15 protein-coding genes are annotated in these 16267 nt (G+C 64.8%); 6 read left to right on the forward strand and 9 right to left on the reverse strand.

Going from position 1 to position 16267, the window contains the following annotated elements:
• Positions 1 to 459 (forward strand): ATP-binding cassette domain-containing protein (locus tag RJQ10_RS13970; RefSeq protein WP_350147633.1); only part of this gene is annotated, 459 nt, incomplete at its 5' end.
• A gap of 67 nt (positions 460 to 526) precedes the next feature.
• On the opposite strand, the gene RJQ10_RS13975 is transcribed toward RJQ10_RS13970, so the two are convergent.
• The 5 genes from RJQ10_RS13975 to RJQ10_RS13995 all read right to left on the reverse strand — a co-directional run bounded on the left by RJQ10_RS13975 (position 527) and on the right by RJQ10_RS13995 (position 4862).
• Positions 527 to 1888 carry an NAD(P)(+) transhydrogenase (Re/Si-specific) subunit beta gene (locus RJQ10_RS13975; RefSeq protein ID WP_350147635.1) on the reverse strand — a complete coding sequence of 454 codons (1362 nt, stop codon included), beginning with the start codon at positions 1886 to 1888 and terminating at the stop codon, positions 527 to 529.
• A gap of 2 nt (positions 1889 to 1890) precedes the next feature.
• Positions 1891 to 2172, reverse strand: a complete 282-nt coding sequence (locus RJQ10_RS13980) for an NAD(P) transhydrogenase subunit alpha part 2 (RefSeq protein ID WP_350147637.1) — start codon at positions 2170 to 2172, stop codon at positions 1891 to 1893.
• 1 nt (position 2173) lies between these two features.
• Positions 2174 to 3316, reverse strand: coding sequence for a Re/Si-specific NAD(P)(+) transhydrogenase subunit alpha (locus tag RJQ10_RS13985; RefSeq protein ID WP_350147639.1), 1143 nt, complete (start codon positions 3314 to 3316; stop codon positions 2174 to 2176).
• Positions 3317 to 3592: 276 nt separating this feature from the next.
• Positions 3593 to 4249, reverse strand: a complete 657-nt coding sequence (locus RJQ10_RS13990) for a ChrR family anti-sigma-E factor (protein WP_350147641.1) — start codon at positions 4247 to 4249, stop codon at positions 3593 to 3595.
• A 13-nt stretch (positions 4250 to 4262) separates the two neighbouring features.
• Positions 4263 to 4862, reverse strand: coding sequence for a sigma-70 family RNA polymerase sigma factor (locus tag RJQ10_RS13995; RefSeq protein ID WP_350147643.1), 600 nt, complete (start codon positions 4860 to 4862; stop codon positions 4263 to 4265).
• A gap of 200 nt (positions 4863 to 5062) precedes the next feature.
• Between RJQ10_RS13995 and RJQ10_RS14000 the strand changes: the two genes are divergently transcribed.
• The 3 genes from RJQ10_RS14000 to RJQ10_RS14010 are packed head-to-tail and all read left to right on the forward strand — an operon-like array spanning position 5063 to position 8344.
• A complete protein-coding gene (locus tag RJQ10_RS14000; protein WP_350147645.1) occupies positions 5063 to 6322 on the forward strand; it encodes an NAD(P)/FAD-dependent oxidoreductase in 1260 nt (419 codons plus the stop codon).
• A complete protein-coding gene (locus RJQ10_RS14005; protein ID WP_350147647.1) occupies positions 6319 to 7074 on the forward strand; it encodes a DUF1365 domain-containing protein in 756 nt (251 codons plus the stop codon). The genes RJQ10_RS14000 and RJQ10_RS14005 overlap by 4 nt, the downstream gene beginning before the upstream one ends.
• A 1-nt stretch (position 7075) precedes the next feature.
• Complete coding sequence (locus tag RJQ10_RS14010; protein ID WP_350147649.1) at positions 7076 to 8344, forward strand: class I SAM-dependent methyltransferase; 1269 nt, start codon at positions 7076 to 7078, stop codon at positions 8342 to 8344.
• On the opposite strand, the gene RJQ10_RS14015 is transcribed toward RJQ10_RS14010, so the two are convergent.
• The 3 genes from RJQ10_RS14015 to RJQ10_RS14025 are packed head-to-tail and all read right to left on the reverse strand — an operon-like array spanning position 8320 to position 13245.
• On the reverse strand, positions 8320 to 10674 hold the full coding sequence (locus tag RJQ10_RS14015; protein ID WP_350147651.1) for an ATP-dependent DNA helicase: 2355 nt from the start codon (positions 10672 to 10674) through the stop codon (positions 8320 to 8322). The two genes, RJQ10_RS14010 and RJQ10_RS14015, sit on opposite strands and share 25 nt — an antisense overlap.
• Complete coding sequence (locus RJQ10_RS14020) at positions 10667 to 12343, reverse strand: VRR-NUC domain-containing protein (RefSeq protein ID WP_350147653.1); 1677 nt, start codon at positions 12341 to 12343, stop codon at positions 10667 to 10669. Before RJQ10_RS14020 ends, RJQ10_RS14015 begins: the two co-directional genes overlap by 8 nt.
• Before the next feature lie 5 nt (positions 12344 to 12348).
• Positions 12349 to 13245 carry a DMT family transporter gene (locus RJQ10_RS14025; protein ID WP_350147655.1) on the reverse strand — a complete coding sequence of 299 codons (897 nt, stop codon included), beginning with the start codon at positions 13243 to 13245 and terminating at the stop codon, positions 12349 to 12351.
• Between the two features lie 131 nt (positions 13246 to 13376).
• Here RJQ10_RS14025 and nhaC point away from each other — a divergent pair, with 131 nt between their 5' ends.
• Positions 13377 to 14846, forward strand: a complete 1470-nt coding sequence (gene nhaC, locus RJQ10_RS14030) for a Na+/H+ antiporter NhaC (RefSeq protein ID WP_350147657.1) — start codon at positions 13377 to 13379, stop codon at positions 14844 to 14846.
• Complete coding sequence (locus tag RJQ10_RS14035; RefSeq protein WP_350147659.1) at positions 14843 to 15322, forward strand: acyl-CoA thioesterase; 480 nt, start codon at positions 14843 to 14845, stop codon at positions 15320 to 15322. The genes nhaC and RJQ10_RS14035 overlap by 4 nt, the downstream gene beginning before the upstream one ends.
• Here RJQ10_RS14035 and epmA read toward each other — a convergent pair.
• The gene (gene epmA, locus RJQ10_RS14040; protein WP_350147661.1) at positions 15293 to 16252 is read right to left on the reverse strand and encodes an EF-P lysine aminoacylase EpmA; all 960 of its coding nucleotides are present in this window, start codon (positions 16250 to 16252) and stop codon (positions 15293 to 15295) included. The two genes, RJQ10_RS14035 and epmA, sit on opposite strands and share 30 nt — an antisense overlap.
• Between the last annotated feature and the right edge of the window lie 15 nt (positions 16253 to 16267).

Here is a 16267-nt window from a genome sequence, read left to right on the forward strand (position 1 = left end):
ATCGCCTACGGCAAGCCCGGGGCCAGCGCAGAAGAGGTGAACGCCGCGGCGAAAGCCGCCCATGCCCACGAGTTTATCCAGCGCCTGCCGAACGGCTATGACAGCGAACTGGGCGAGCAGGGCGTGCGTCTGTCCGGTGGCCAGCGCCAGCGCATCGCCCTGGCGCGGGCCATACTGGCCAACCCCCGCGTGCTGTTACTCGACGAAGCCACCAGCGCCCTGGACAGCGAAAGCGAGCACCAGGTGCAGTTGGCCCTCGAAGAACTGATGCGCAATCGTACCACCGTGATCATCGCCCACCGCCTGTCGACGATCCTGCACGCGGACCTGATCGCTGTCCTGGACAAGGGCAGCCTGGTTGCCACCGGCACGCACCAGAGTCTGCTGCAGGACTCTCCGCTCTATGCCCGTCTGGCGAGCCTGCAGTTCCAGGACCCGCCCGAAACCCCCCGCCCCTGAACGCAAGGAGCCCGCAAGGCGGGCTCCAGAAAATCGCGTGCAGGCGCCCCGGCGGGGCGCCCCGGGCTTAGCTGAACTCGCGGATCAGGCCGCCGATGCTTTCCTTGGCATCGCCAAACAGCATCCGTGTGTTCTCCTTGTAGAACAGCGGGTTCTCAATGCCCGCAAAGCCTGAGGCCATGGAGCGCTTGAGTACGAACACGGTGCGCGCCTTGTCCACGTTGATTACCGGCATGCCATAGATCGGGCTGGACTCGACTTCCCGTGCCGCGGGGTTCACCACGTCGTTGGCGCCGATCACGATCGCCACATCCACGGTTTCCATGCGCGGGTTCACCTCGTCCATTTCCAGCAGCTGGTCATAGGGCACGTCGGCCTCGGCCAGCAGCACGTTCATGTGCCCGGGCATGCGGCCCGCCACCGGGTGGATACCGAAGTTGACCACACAGCCGTTCTCTTCCAGCAGTTCGGCAAGCTCCTTGACCACGTGCTGGGCCTGGGCCACGGCCATGCCGTAACCGGGTACGATCACGACGTTGCTCGCCGCTTCCAGCACGTAGAAGGCATCTTCCACCGAGATCGGCTTGATCTCGCCTTCCACCACCGTCTGCTCGCTGCTGACACTGCCGAAACCGCTGAACAGCACGTTGCTGAGGGAGCGGTTCATGGCCTTGCACATGATCTGGGTGAGGATAATGCCGGAGGCACCTACCAGAGCGCCCGCCACGATCAGGATGTTGTTGCTGATAGCGAAACCGGCGGCACAGGCGGCGAGACCGGAGTAGGAGTTGAGCAGGGAGATCACCACCGGCATGTCGGCGCCGCCAATGGGAATCACCACCATGACGCCGAACAGCAGCGACAGGCCGATGATCAGGTACAGCCACTGGCTGTTCTCCGGCTGCAGGCAGAACATCACCGCGCTGGCAAGGATACCCAGCACGATCAGGCTGTTGACGATCTGCTGGCCCCGGAATTGCACCGCGCCGCTGCCGATCGTCTCACTGAGTTTGCCATAGGCCACCAGTGAGCCGGTGAAGGTCAGGCCGCCAATCAGGATGGACAGGACAATGGTCACCAGCACAAAGGTGCCGCTGGCCGTGGCCAGGGCCGCAGCGCCCACCAACAGGCTGGCCATACCGCCAAAACCGTTGAACAGGGCTACCATCTCCGGCATCGCCGTCATCTGCACCAGCCGCGCGGCGCCCGCGCCAACGACACCGCCCACCACGAAACCGAGCAGGATCCACTGGTACTCAACAATGCCCTGGTCCAACAGAGCCGCCACAATGGCCAGCAGCATCCCCACGGCGGAGAGCAGGTTGCCCTTGCGCGCGGTGGCCGCCGAACCCAGCAGTTTAAGGCCGAAGATAAACAGGGCCGCAGAGATTACATAGGCCAACTGAATGACCAATCCGGTTGCGCCCATGATCACTTACCCCTCTTCTTGAACATTGCCAGCATGCGGTCGGTGACCATGTAGCCGCCAATCACGTTGATGGAGGCCAGCGCTACCGCCGCGGCACCCAGCCAGTTTGACAGGTCCTGTTGCCCGGTGCCCGCGAGCCCGATGGCACCGACCACGGTGATACCGGAGATCGCGTTGGCACCGGACATGAGGGGAGTGTGCAGGGTCGCGGGCACCTTGTTGATCAGCTCGAAGCCCAGGAATATGGCCAACATGAGGATAAAGGTCAGAAATACGGCTTCCATATCAGTTGCCCCCCTCCAGGATGTTCTTGATGGTTTCGTTGGTAACCTCGCCGCCGTGGGTGATGATGCAGCCCGGCAGGATGTCGTGTTCAAAATCGATCTTGAAGTGCTTGCCTTCCTTGTCCCAGGCATCTTCCACCAGGTTGAACAGGTTGCTGGCGTACATGTGGCTGGCATCGCGGCACACTTCATTCGGCAGGTTGCCCTTGCCGATAATGGTGACACCGTTCACCGTCACCACCTCATTGGCTACCGAGCCTTCCACATTGCCGCCGGTTTCGGCTGCCATGTCGACGATCACGGAACCGGGCTTCATGCCCTCCACCATATCCCGGGTAACAATCACCGGTGGCTTGCGGCCGAAGACCTGGGCCGTGGTGATCACCACGTCGGAGTCGGCAATGGTCGCCTTCTGGGCCTCGCGCTGCTTCTGGATCTGCTCCGGCGTCAGCTCGGTGGCATAGCCACCCGCGGTCTCGCCGGTCTGGCCGAGATCGATGTCGAGGAAGGTCGCACCCAGTGACTGCACCTGTTCGGCCACCACCGGGCGAGTGTCAAACGCGGTCACCCGGGCACCCAGGCGCTTGGCGGTGGCAATGGCCTGCAGGCCGGCCACGCCGGCGCCGATCACGAACACCTTGGCCGGCTTCAGCGTACCCGCCGGGGTCATCATCATCGGGAAAATACGCGGCAGGTGGGTGGCCGCCTGCAGCACCATCACGTAACCCGCCAGGTTGGCCTGGGAGCTCAGCGCATCCATCTTCTGGCTGCGGGTGGTGCGGGGGATCATTTCCATGCTGATCGCGGTCACGCCCTGCTGCTGCAGCGTACGCACCAGATCGTGCTCATTGAAGGGATCCAGGTAGCTGATATGGATACAGCCCTGCTTCATCAGGGCGATGTCAGCTTTTTCCGGCTTGCGCAAGCGCAGCAACATGTCCGCTTCGCGGAACAGGGCTTCGCGGTCGCTGCTCAGCGTTGCTCCGGCCTCGGTGTACTCTTCGTCGGTAAAACCCGAGCCCAGCCCCATACCGCTCTCGATAACAAGATCAGCGCCCAGACGGCACAATTTCTTGGCTGTCTCCGGCGTGACCGGCACCCGGTTCTCTCCCGGATGAGTCTCCCTGGGAATTGCGATGCGCATAGTGCTTCCTACCCCGTTGATATAAGCGTGTCGTTGGTACATCTTGCAGATTCAGGCCCGCTGGCGCCGCTGTGGCAGCGTCTTATTCTGACCGTGACCCTCGCCGGCGACGGACTGTAGCACACAGATCGTCGGGACGTAATTATGCCATTTATTCGCAAAATCGATATATTCGCGGTAAACATCAGCAGAAAGCATGGCGAGCGATACCCTGCAACGCCCCAAAAGCGGTGGCTCGAGCATAAAAAAGCCCCCGTCAGGGGGCTTTTAACTTGCTCAACCCGCCTTGAGCTGCAGGAAGGGGTTCATCCAGCGGTACTTCCAGCCGGTAAACCGGAGTGGCGCATCCAGTACCGCCAGGCAAATGCAGTCCTCGGACTGCAGGGCTGTGGGGGCATGGGTATCGCTGGCCTCGCGGTAGATGAAGTCGCCCTCATGGTAACTGCCCTCCGCATCGGAGAACCCGCCCTGTAACACCAGGGTCATTTCCGAACCGCGGTGGTTGTGCTCGGGTATCCTGCCCCCGGCCTTGATGTGGTAAAGGGCGAACTCGTAGCCGGGATCGCCGGTCTTCAGGTGGCTGATCGCGAGCGAAGACGTCAACTTTTTCCAGCTAAGCTCGGAGAAATCGCCCCGCATCAACCGTTGCAGTACCGCCGGCAGGCGCCCCAGGGAGAGGTCGTCGGCACGGCGATAGCTCAGGGGCGGCTCCTCATCGAGGCGCGCCAGCACCCTGTCCAGCATGGCGTCACCCACAGGCAACGGCGTCAGGCCGTCAAAGAGCACGGCGCCGAGATCCTGCAGCCGGGCCGTCTGCTGCTGGCACTGCTGACAGTAGTTGAGATGAGCCGATATACACGCGGACTGTGCCAGAGGCAGTATTCCCGCGGTGTATTCAGTGAGTAAGTCCACACTTGGATGAAATTTGGCCATGATGTCTTCTTTCTTACCTGTCTAACTGAATTTGCAATTTCTGGATTGCCAGGCGCACACGTGACTTCACGGTGCCCAGGGGCAAATCCAACTCCGCCGCCGCTTCCGCGTGCGACTTTCCTTCCATGTATACCTTCGCCAGGATCTGGGCCTGGTCGGGGGGCAATGTCCCCATTAGTTCATGTATCTTGTCGCGACTGCGCCGACTCTGCAGCATCGCAAACGGCTCCGACGGCTCCTGGTCCGGGATGAAGTCGTCCGCCGCCAGGGGGGTGTCAAACTTTTGCAGCCGCCGAAACATGTCTGTACGGCAGTTCCGGGCAATCGTATATACCCATGTACTCGCTGCAGCCTTTTCCGGATCAAATGCCCGGGCTTTTTGCCAGACTTTCAACATCACTTCCTGCACGAGCTCGTCAGCGTGGGTCGCCGACAGGCTCGATCCCGACAGCGCAAACGCCTTGACCAGCGGGGCAAAGTGGCGAAACAGACGGGTAAAAGCCGCGCGGTCCTCGTTGGCAGCGATCAGCGTCAGGCACTCGCTCCATTCATCCGTCCGCCTGCCGGTAGGACCCTGCCAGCCGGAGCTCGCGTTCTTCTCCTGTTCCTCCACACCCTTTCTCCGCTACTTTTCATTGTATTCGGGGCAGTATACGCTTGCTCGAAGGCTGCGGATCACCCCTCTTATATTCGAGTCGCGATGATCCAGCGGCCCGCGGCGGGCGTAACTTGGGCAACATTCATCATTGCGGCAACACGGGGCGGGACAGGCATGCGTGTCAGCTCAGGCAAGTGGCCGGAGGAGAACCGCAGTTGGACATAGCAGTAATCGGAGCAGGCATTTCCGGCCTGGCCTGCGCCCACTACCTGAGCCAGACACACAAGGTGTCTGTCTTCGAAGCCGGCAGCCAGATAGGCGGCCACACAGCGACCGTGGATGTGAAGCTGGGGACTCGTCGCTACGCCATCGATACCGGCTTTATCGTCTTCAACGACTGGACCTATCCCAACTTCATCGCCCTGCTGGACGACCTCGGGGTCGCCAGCAAGGCCACCTCCATGGGTTTTAGCGTCAGCGACGAAAGCTCCGGGCTCGAGTATTCCGGCACCAGTATCGACACCCTGTTCGCACAACGTCGCAACCTGCTCTCCCCGCGCTTTATCGGCATGGTGCGCGACATCCTGCGGTTCAACCGGGAGTCCATTGCCGACCTGGAGGCGGGCCGGCTGGAGGATGGCGAAACCCTCGGCCATTACCTTGAGCGCAAGGGCTACGGAGATGCCTTCACCAGCCAGTACCTGGTGCCCATGGGCTCGGCCATCTGGTCCGCGGACTGCGCCAGCATCAGCCAGTTTCCGCTGGAATTCTTCCTCCGCTTCTTCCGCAACCACGGCCTGCTGTCGGTGAATGAACGGCCCCAGTGGCGCGTTATCGAGGGCGGCTCCCGGGAATACCTGCGCCCACTGTGCCAGCGCTTCGAGCAACGCATCCACACCGGCGCAGCCGTCGCCCAGCTGCGGCGCAGCGCACAGGGGGTCGACATCCTGCTGCGGGACGGCCGCAGCTTCCGCTTCGACCAGGTGGTGATAGCGACCCACTCCGACCAGGCGCTGGCCATGCTGGACGATCCCAGCGCGGCGGAATCCCGGGTGCTGGGTGCGCTGCCCTACCAGAACAATGAGGTGGTGCTTCACACTGATACCCGTTTACTGCCCGGCAACCGCAAAACCTGGTCCAGCTGGAACTACATGCTGGGCGTGGACGAGCAGCGCGCGGTGGTCACCTACAACATGAACATCCTGCAGGGGTTGCAGGCGCCGGAAACCTTTTGCGTCACCCTCAACGATACGCGCTCCATCAACCCGAACAAGATCCTGGGCACGTTCAACTACGCCCACCCGGTGTTTTCCCTCGCCGGCATCGCCGCCCAGGCTCGCTGGCAGGAGATCAACGGCCAACACCGCACCTGGTACTGCGGCGCCTACTGGCACAATGGCTTTCATGAAGATGGTGTGGTCAGCGCCCTGCGCGTGGCCACGGCCATTGACCAGGCCAGCAAGGCCGCCGCGTGAAATCACGCCTGTACCAGGGCCTGCTGCGCCATCGCCGCTTCAGCCCCAGGTCACATGAATTCAGCTACCGCGTGTTTATGCCCCTGATTTGCCTCGATGAACTGCCGGAACTGTTCCACGGCCGCTGGCTCTGGTCCGCCACTCACTGGGCCCTGGCCCGTTTCCGGCGCAGCGACTTCCTCGGCGACCCGGACCAGCCCCTGCAGGACGAGGTACGACGTAGAATCCGCGAGGAAACCGGCGCCACCCACCGCGGCCCTGTCTACCTGCTGGCAAACCTGCGCTACTTCGGCTACATCATCAACCCGATCACCTGCTACTACTGCTTCAGTGAAGATGAGACACGGCTTGAATACCTGGTGGCGGAAGTGACCAACACCCCCTGGGACGAGCGCCACAGCTATGTGTTGACCGCAGCCGGGGAGGGCCGCTGGCTGCAACAGGATTTCGCCAAATCCATGCATGTCTCGCCCTTCAATCCCATGGGCATGCAGTACCACTGGCGCAGCAGCACTCCCGACGAGCAGCTGTCCATCTATCTCGCCACCACCACCGAAGCGGGCAAGGTGTTCGATGCCAGCCTGTCCCTGCAGGCCTTGCCCATGACTTCCCGCAACCTCAATCGCATTCTCTGGCGCTACCCCCTGATGACCGCAAAGGTGGCGCTGGCTATTTACTGGCAGGCGCTGCGCCTGTATATCAAGGGTGTGCCCGTCCACGCCCACCCCGGATCAGAAACCTCTGGAGTGTAGGATGAGTGATATGAGTGTCAGCCAGGTACGGCTGCAGACCAAGGCTTCCAGCCGTTGGTCAAACACCCAGCTGGCCCGCAAGCTGTTGCTGCGGGTGCTGGACAATTTCACTGTGGGCAGCATGACGATCCACGATGGCGGCCAGGTATTCCGCGTCGGTGATCCGGAGCGCGAGGGCGAACCCCACGCCGAAGTGTACGTGCACAACCCCGCTGTCTACGGCAAGTTGCTGGCGGGCGGCACTATCGGCTCGGGCGAAGCCTACATAGAGGGTGACTGGAGCACGCCGGACCTGACCGCTGTGACCCGCCTGTTCAGCGCCAACCTGGTCACCATGGAGGCCGTGGAGGCAAAACAGTCCTGGCCCGTGCGGCTCGGCCTGAAACTCGCCCACAGCCTCAATCGCAACACCCACAAGGGCTCGCGCAAGAACATCGCCGCCCATTACGATCTCGGCAACGATTTTTTCCAGCTCTTCCTCGATCCGACCATGATGTACTCGGCGGCCGTGTTCGACACTCCCACGGCCACGCTGGAGGAGGCCTCGCTGGCCAAGCTGGACGAAATCTGCCGCCAACTGGAACTGACCCCGGAGGACCACCTGGTGGAGATCGGCACCGGCTGGGGCGGCATGGCGATCCACGCCGCCAGTCACTACGGCTGCCGGGTTACCACCACCACCATTTCCCGGGAACAGTACGAGTACGCCCGCCAGCGGGTGGCGGCACTGGGCCTCTCAGAGCGGATCACGGTACTCTGCGAGGACTACCGCAACCTCGACGGCCAGTTCGACAAACTGGTTTCCATCGAGATGATCGAGGCGGTTGGCCATCACTTCTACAGCAACTATTTTGCCCGCTGCAGCGCGCTGCTGAAGCCCACCGGCAAGATGGTGATCCAGGCCATCACCATCAGCGACCAGCGCTACCGCCAGGCGCGGGACACAGTGGATTTCATCAAGCGGTTTATCTTCCCGGGCGGCTGCCTGCCGTCCATGGCGGTGATTGCCGACCACCTTGCCAAAGACACCGACATGCAGCTGGTGCATCTGCGGGACATTACCCAGGATTATGCGCGCACCCTGGCCTGCTGGCGCGAGCGGTTCATGAGCCAGCTCGAGACCGTGCGCCGGATGGGCTTCGATGACCAGTTCATCCGCATGTGGGAGTTCTATCTCTGCTACTGCGAGGGCGGTTTCCGCGAGCGCATTATTGGTACCGTGCAGTTATCCTTTGCCAAGCCCGGCTATCGACTGCCCGGAGCTGTGTAAGCACGGTAGGACCACCAGGGCGGCAACAGGGCCCGGCAGGCGGGGTCGGCGTAGCGGCTGTCGACCAGCAGTGCCTTGCCGCGGTCGGTTTCCGTGCGCACCACCCGGCCGATGGCCTGGCTGACCTTCTGCAGACCGGGGTAGCGGTAGGCGTGGTCAAAACCGGCGCCGTAGCGGCGCTGGTAGAGTTCACGCAATCGCTCATTGGCACTGTTCACCTGGGGCAGGCCCACCCCGACCACCACCACGCTGCTTAACTGCTCTCCCGGCAGGTCGATGCCCTCGCCGAACGCGCCCCCGAGCACACAGAAGGCGGCGACATTGCGCTCCTGCTGCAGCAGCTCCAGCAATTCCTCGCGCCCCTGGCCCGCACGGTCCTGGACCCACAGCCGGCGCTCGCCCGGCCAGCCCCGGGACTCCATCAGCTGCAGGCAGGATTGCAGGTACTGGTAGGAGGAAAAGTACAGCAGGCAATTGCCCGGCTCCGCCGCCAGCCATTCCAGCAGCAGCAGTGCCAGCTCCGCCAGGCTGGCCTCGCGCTGGCGGTAGCGGGTATCCACATGGGTTGCCAGCACCACCTCCAGCTGCTCCGCGAGAAAGGGCGACGGTGCGCGCCAGGCCACCGCCGACGTATCCAGCCCCAGGGACTCCAGGGCCCACTGTTGCGGCGTCAGGGTGGCGGAGAATGCCACCATGGCGTGCAGCGCCTGCTGCCTGAGGGCCAGCATCCGCGCCGGGTCCAGGCAGTGCAGTACCAGCCGCAGGCTCTGCCGCTCGCAGCTGCGCACCAGTTGCAGGGAGAACTCTTCACCCCACAGCTCAAGCACCCGCAGGCACTGCAGAACGGCGAAATAGCTGTCTCGCAGCGCCGGGCGGCCCTGCAGCAGGAAGGGATCCTGCGCCAGTGACGCCGCCACCGCCTCGGCGAGTCGCTCCAGGCCCCGGCCGAGGGAGCCCGGCACCGCGGCGAGCCAGTGGCTGTCCGGCTGCTGCCAGTCCAGCTTCTGCAGCGCCAGCAGTTCCCGGTTGAGCCGCGCCAGTTCCGCTTGCAAGCCCGCCGGCGCCTCCCGGCGGGCCGCCAGGATGTCCGCCCTGGCCAGCTCGGCACCGTACATCTGCCGGGCCCGGTCCGGCAGGCCGTGAGCCTCGTCCAGCAGCACGGTCCAGCGCCGCCCATCCTCACTGAGCCGGTTCGCGAGGTTGGCGGTGGGGCTGAACACGTGATGAACATCCGCCACGATCACGTCTGCCCAGGGTGCCAGGTCAAGGCTCAACTGGTAGGGGCAGACTTCGTGGCGGCGGGCGATCCCCGCCAGCCCCTCCGGGTCGAGCAGGGCTTGCTCCAGCGCATCCGCCAGGGCATCGGGGAGCCGGTCGTAGTAGCCCCGGGCGTAGGGGCAGTCATCGCCGTGACAGGCCCGCCCCGGGGACAGGCAGACCTGCTCTTTGGCCATCAGGCTCAACGCATTGCCGGCATAGCCCGCCGCCGCGAAGCGGGCCATTGCCTGCTGCGCCGCCCGGCGGCCGCTGATCCGGGTGGTGGCGAACACGATACTGTCGTGGCGGTCGGTCGCCAGCGCCTTCAGCGCGGGATAGAGCACAGCGGCGGTCTTGCCGATCCCGGTGGGCGCCTCCAGCAGCAGGCGCCCCGCCTGGTGCACGCACTTGTAGACGCGCTCCGACAGCTCGCGCTGACCGGGACGAAACTGTGGATGGGGAAAGGGCAGGGTTTGCAGGCTGGCATCGCGTGCCGCACGCCGCGATGCCACCCGGGACAGCCATGCCCCATAGCGCTGCAAGCTGTCCTCCAGGAAGGCGTCCAGCTCCTCGCGGCTGTAGCTCTGCTGCAGGGTATGCTCATCGCCGGTGTCGAGCTGCAGCCAGGTCAACTGCACCGACAGGCCGGGCAGGTCCTCCCGGACCGCGATCATGGCGGCATAAAGACGGCCCTGGGCCAGGCCGAGGCGGCTCACCGTTTCCGGTATCCGCCTCGGGTCAATGCGGCAGGTCTTGATTTCCTCCACCAGCCCGCGCTCGCGATCATAGCCATCCGCACGCCCACGCAGACGCAGGTCCGGGACGCCCGCGCCCGCGCCCGCGCAATTTGCGGCGGGCGGTCCTGCGGCAGGCGATCCTGCGGCAGGCGTCCCCGCGCGGCAGAATTCCACCGCAAACTCCCGCTGGTAGGAGGCCGGCCGGCGCTGGTAGATACGCTGGTGACCGGCAATACCCTCCAGCCCCGTGGGAGACGGTGTAAAACGGTGATCGATGTCACCCCGGCGATGGCAGAACAGCGCCAGCTCACGCACCGTGACCAGGAATTCAGCCATCGCACCAGCTCACCCGTGCCACACAGGCGGGAATCGCCTGTTCGCCAAAGAAGCGTAACCAGCGCCGCTGGCTGTGCTGCAACTGGTCACCGGGCGCCTTCACCTCAATCAGCCGCCAGGCGCCGGGCCGGTCACCCAGCGCAATCAGGTCGGGGAATCCCCGGCGGTTCTCCCCCGGGTCGAACAGTATCCGCTGCCAGATCGCCAGCAGGTGTTCCCGGGGCACACAGGCCAGCACCTGTTGCAGCAGGGCGGGCGTCAGCAGCTGCCAACTGACCCAGCGACACTGATAACCCTGGAAGCTCTGCAACGCCGCCAGCAGTTCCGGGTACAGATCGGCGGCGGCGAGCTCCGCCAGGCGCGCATCCAGCGCGGCCCGGCGCCGCTGATAGAAGCCCTGCTGGTACATATCCGCGGGCACGCTCTGGAAGGCATTGTGGAATGCGCCGGGCACCGGCGTGAAAATCTGGTTCCAGAACGCGAGCCCGAACAAGCTGTTGAACAGGGCATTTTCTACGTAATGAACTGACTGCCAGTCCGCCGCCAGATGCTTCGCTACCGCCAGCTCCACGCCCTCTTCCGCCGGCGGCAGGACCAGGTCCAGGGTGGGCACCGGGTCCCGTCGCCTTGCCGGCGGCTGCTGTCCCAGCTGGCGCAGCAGCCGGGGCAGGATCCGCTGCGCTGCTTCAAACTCTTCCTCGCACCAGGGCTGGTCCAGCAGCTGCCGGCACTGCCGCAGCGCCTGCTCGCAGTCACCGGTATTCTCCAGTACCCGCACATGGCGTTCCCGCGCCGGGTGCAATTCGCTGCACGCATACAGGCGCGCGGCGAGCGCCAGCTCACCGGCCCGCTCCAGGTTCCGCGCGATACGATTACAGAGTTTCCAGTAGCGCCGCTCGCTGGGGGCATGGCGCAGCGGCGTGGCCAGCACCTCTTCGGCCAGCGCGGTCAGACTGCCCGCAGCGCCGGCCTCCTGCAGCAACCAGTGGGCATCGGCCAGCTCCCCCCAATAGCGGTACTCATCCACCGCCTCGCGGCAGCCGAACAGCCGCTGCCCCCGGTCCAGAGAATAGGGATAGTAACGGGCGACACCCAGATCGCTGAGCACAAAGTCCGTCAGGCCCTGCCGCCGGTTGCCAAAAAAGAGCAGTTGCAGCAGGTCCACGGTGTCGCCGCCTAGTGGAGCCACCAGCTGATCCCCCGTCGCTGCCAACAGACGTTCGAGCAGGCGGGCATCCGGCCACTGCAGCTCGGCAATGGCGGCGAGCAGCGCCGGCTTGGTGCGGGGCTGTGGCACCGGCAACTCCGCGGCGAAGGCCCGGCGCCATTCCGCCAGCGTGAACAGCCGCGCCTGCTCATCGAGGCCGAGCTCCGCTTCTGTGACGAGCAGACCCGCCGCAGCCAGGGTTGCCAGGGCATCAGGGATGTCGTCGATTTCCGCGTAAGCCAGCTTGCCGCGGCGAAACCAGGGGCCAACCCGGGAAACCAGGCGCACATAGAGACACTGGGCGGGCTCCGGCAGCTCGCGCCAGCAGGCCAGCAGGGACTGCTCGTCTCGCTGTAGCAGATCGCCATAGAGAGCTTCCACCGCGTTACAGAGCCGCAAGAAGTTGTCCCGGTAGTAGCGGGGCGCAAGCGCCGCGGGTTCGGCCAGGTCCGGTGCCGCCACGCCGCTCAACCCTCCCGGCGCGGCGCGGGGGAGCCCGCCTGCTGCAGCAATACCCCGGGAATGATGAGCGCCAGACCGACCAGGGTCGCCGGGTGTATGGCCTCTCCCAGCACCGTGGCGATCAGTACCAGCGAAAACATGGGCGAGAGAAATATCAGGTTGCCGATTCGGGCCACGGAACTGGCCAGGCGCAGGGCGCTGGACCACAGGGCAAAGGTAATCCCCATCTCGAACAGGCCCACGTACAGCGCCGCCGACAGGCCGCGCCAGCCGCCGGTTGCAGCGGTGGAAAAGATCAGGCAGACCAGCCATGCCGCCGGCACCGCGAGGATGAAATTGAGGCAGAGGCTGACCACCGGGTCTCCCCGGTTGCGCGTGTTCAAGACCCAGTACAGGGCCCAGACCAGGGTGCTCCCAAGGGCCAGCGCCACCCCCGGGAGGCTGGTGAAATTCATCGCCAGGGGTTGCCCCTCGGTGGCGATGATCACCACCCCGCTGTAACCCAGGGCCGCGGCCAGCAGGTCCCTTCTGCCCAGGCGCTGGCCCAGCAGGGGCACCGCCAGCAGCGCCAGGGTGATGGCCCAGGTGTAGTTGATGGTCTGCGCCTGCTGCGCGGGCAGCAGGTCATAGGCGTGCAGCAAAACCAGGTAGTACAGCAGCGGGTTGATCGCACCCAGCAGGAGGAAAAATCCCGGGCGGGCGCGCAGGGAGGACCACAGCAGCCCCTGCCGGCCCTGCAGCCATACGATCGCCAGCAGGGCGACAGCCGAGGCCGTCACCGACCAGGCCACCAGCTGGAACACATCAAGCTCGCGCAACGCAAGCTTGAACGCGGTGGCGGCAGTGGACCACAGCAATACCGCGGACAGCCCCAACAGCAGCGCCTTGCGATCGTTGCTCACAGTGTCTGGAACATGTACTTGGTCCCCGTTGCGGGCGGCTGGCAACTGTACCCGCCGTATATTTTAAGGCATCCTGCGACTCTGCAACCGATGACCCCGCGGTGCGCCGCCCAACCAGAGAGCATCCACACTTGAGTGACGAGCCGCACAACCCGCGCCTTACCACCACCCTGGCGCTGACGCCCGTCATCTTCCTCACCCTGTTGTTGGCGACGTCGGTCTACCTGTTCGGCGCGGACTCATCCTACGGCGCCAACCAGATCGCCCTGATCCTGGCCAGCTGTGTGGCGGCCCTGGTGGCAAAGCGTATCGGCCTGTCCTGGCACACCGCGCAGGAAGGCATTATCCAGGGCATCGCCACGGGCCTGGGACCGACCCTGATCCTGCTGGCAGTGGGCATGCTGATCGGCACCTGGATTCTTTCCGGCACTGTTCCCGCCATGATCTACTACGGCGTGCAGATACTCAATCCGTCGATATTCTACGCCGCCAGTGCGGCAATTTGCGCCATTGTGGCCGTGAGTATCGGCAGTTCCTGGACCGTGGCCGGCACCCTCGGGATCGGCTTGATGGGCATCGCCGGCAGTTTCGGCCTGTCCCCCGCCATCACGGCCGGCGCCATTGTCTCCGGCGCCTATTTCGGCGACAAGCTGTCGCCCATGTCGGATACCACCAATCTGGCCGCCGCCGCTACCGGTGTCGACCTGTTCGACCATATCCGGCACATGCTCTGGACCACCGTGCCCGGGTTCGCCATCGCCATCCTGGCCTTCCTGCTGATCGGCGGTGGTGCGGCGGCAACACCGGAAGAGATCGCTCGCCTGCAACAGAGCCTGACCGAGGAATTCAATATCGGCGTGCATCTGCTACTGCCGCTACTGCTGATGCTGGGGCTGATCTATCGCCGCTTTCCGGCCTTTCCGTCCATCGTCGCCAGCGCGCTGGTCGGGGCGGTGTTCGCGGTCCTGTTCCAGCCTGAGGCGGTCGGCAAACTGGCTGAGAACGCACCCGATCTGGCGCAACCCCTGTTGCTGCTCAAGGGGATCTGGATCAGTCTGTTTGACGGCTATATCTCCGACAGCGGCAATGCCTTCCTGGACGATCTCCTGAGCAAGGGCGGCATGAGCAGCATGCTGAACACGGTCTGGCTGATCATCTGCGCCCTGGGCTTTGGCGGCGTGCTGGAGCGCAGCGGGATTCTCGATCACCTGCTGCAACTGATCCTGCGCCGGGTGCACGGCGCGGCGGGGCTGGTAGGCGCCACCGTCGGCACCTGCATTACCGCCAATATCCTGGCGGCGGACCAGTTTATCGCCGTGGCCCTGCCGGGGCGCATGTTCAAGAGCGAATACCCCCGCCGCGGCCTGTCGCGGCTGAACCTGTCCCGAACCCTGGAGGACTCGGCCACCCTGACGTCGGCCCTGATCCCCTGGAATACCTGCGGCGCCTATATGTCCGCAACCCTGGGCGTGGCGACCTTCGCCTACGCGCCGTTCGCCTTCTTCAACCTGGTCTGCCCGCTGCTGGCGGTGCTCTACGCCCTGTTCCACTTTGCCCAGAAGCCGCTGGAGGCGGAAGCCGGCGCGGGGCAGGGTCGGTGAGCGTGGAGCCATACCACTGGGACCATCCACATCCCTTTACCCTGCCGGCCCGGGTCGGAGCGGCGGACATAGACGGCCTGGAACACACCAACAACACGGTTTACGTCAAATGGTGTGAACAGGTGGCCTGGGCGCACTCGGTTGCGCTGGGCCTGGACCTCGATGCCTACCGGCGCCTGGACCGGGCAATGGCCATCACCCACAGCGAATACGATTACCTGCAGGCTTCGCGCGAGGGGGATGCGCTGGTGGCGGGGACCTGGATCGTCGGCTGGGATCGCAAACTCACCATGGAGCGCCGGTTCCAGATTCTGCGCCCGGCGGACGGCGTTACCCTGCTGCGGGGCATGATGCGCTTCGCCTGCATCGAAATCAGCAGCGGCAGACCGCGGCGGATGCCGCCGGAGTTTATCGCCGGCTACGGGCCCGCGGTGCTGGCTGAGAGCTCAGCAGCGATCCCAGGCAAAGGCGAGTAAGCTCCGCAGATCGGTCTCCCCGGTAGCGAGCAGCAGCAGCCGGTCCACCCCCAGCGCCACCCCGCTGCAGTCCGGCAGGCCCGCCGCCAGCGCCGCCAGCAGGGCCTCATCCAGGGGCCGCTGGGGCAGCCCCCGGTCCAGTCTCTGCCGGTTGTCCGCTTCGAACCTGGCCCGCTGTTCCGTCGCATCGCCCAGCTCGTGATAGCCATTGGCCAGTTCCAGCCCGTCTACATAGAGTTCAAAACGCTCGCCCACCGCATGGCCATCGCGCTCCCCCAGCCGCGCCAGGGCGGCCTGGCTGGGCGGATAGTCGTAGACAAAACACAGGCCCTGCCCCGCCAGCCAGGGTTCGACGGCGTGGGTCAGCAGCAGGTCCAGCCAGAGGTCGCGGTCGCCGTCCAGGGTGCCGACATCCACACAGGCCCGCGCCGCCGCCTGCAAGATTGGCAGGGAGTCGACGAAGGGATCAATACCGGTACTGCGCCGGAACAGCTCGCGATAACTCAGCGCCCGCCAGGGCCGCTCGCCCAGGCAGTTGCAGACCAGGGCTGCCACCTCGGCCATCAGCTGGTGGTGGTCCATGCCCGGCCGGTACCACTCCAGGAGGGTAAACTCGGGGTTGTGCCGAGTGCCCGCCTCGCCGTCGCGAAACGCCTTGCAGATCTGGTAGATCGGGCCACTGCCCGCCGCCAACAGGCGTTTCATCGCGTATTCCGGGGAAGTCTGCAGATAGCCGGTAGCGGCGCCGAGAGACAGCCCGCCGTTGACCAGCAGCGGCTCTATCGCCGGATCGGTGATCCCGCGGGAGCAGAGCAGGGGCGTTTCCACCTCCAGCACCCCGCGATCGGCAAAGAAGGCGCGAATAGCCGCCAGCAGCGATGCCCGCGCCTGCAGGGCAGCCGGAAGGGCGCCCGGGCGCCAGTCAGCCACGGGAGGGGACGGCCC

The organism is Haliea sp., from assembly GCF_040222615.1.
Taxonomy (GTDB): domain Bacteria; phylum Pseudomonadota; class Gammaproteobacteria; order Pseudomonadales; family Halieaceae; genus Haliea.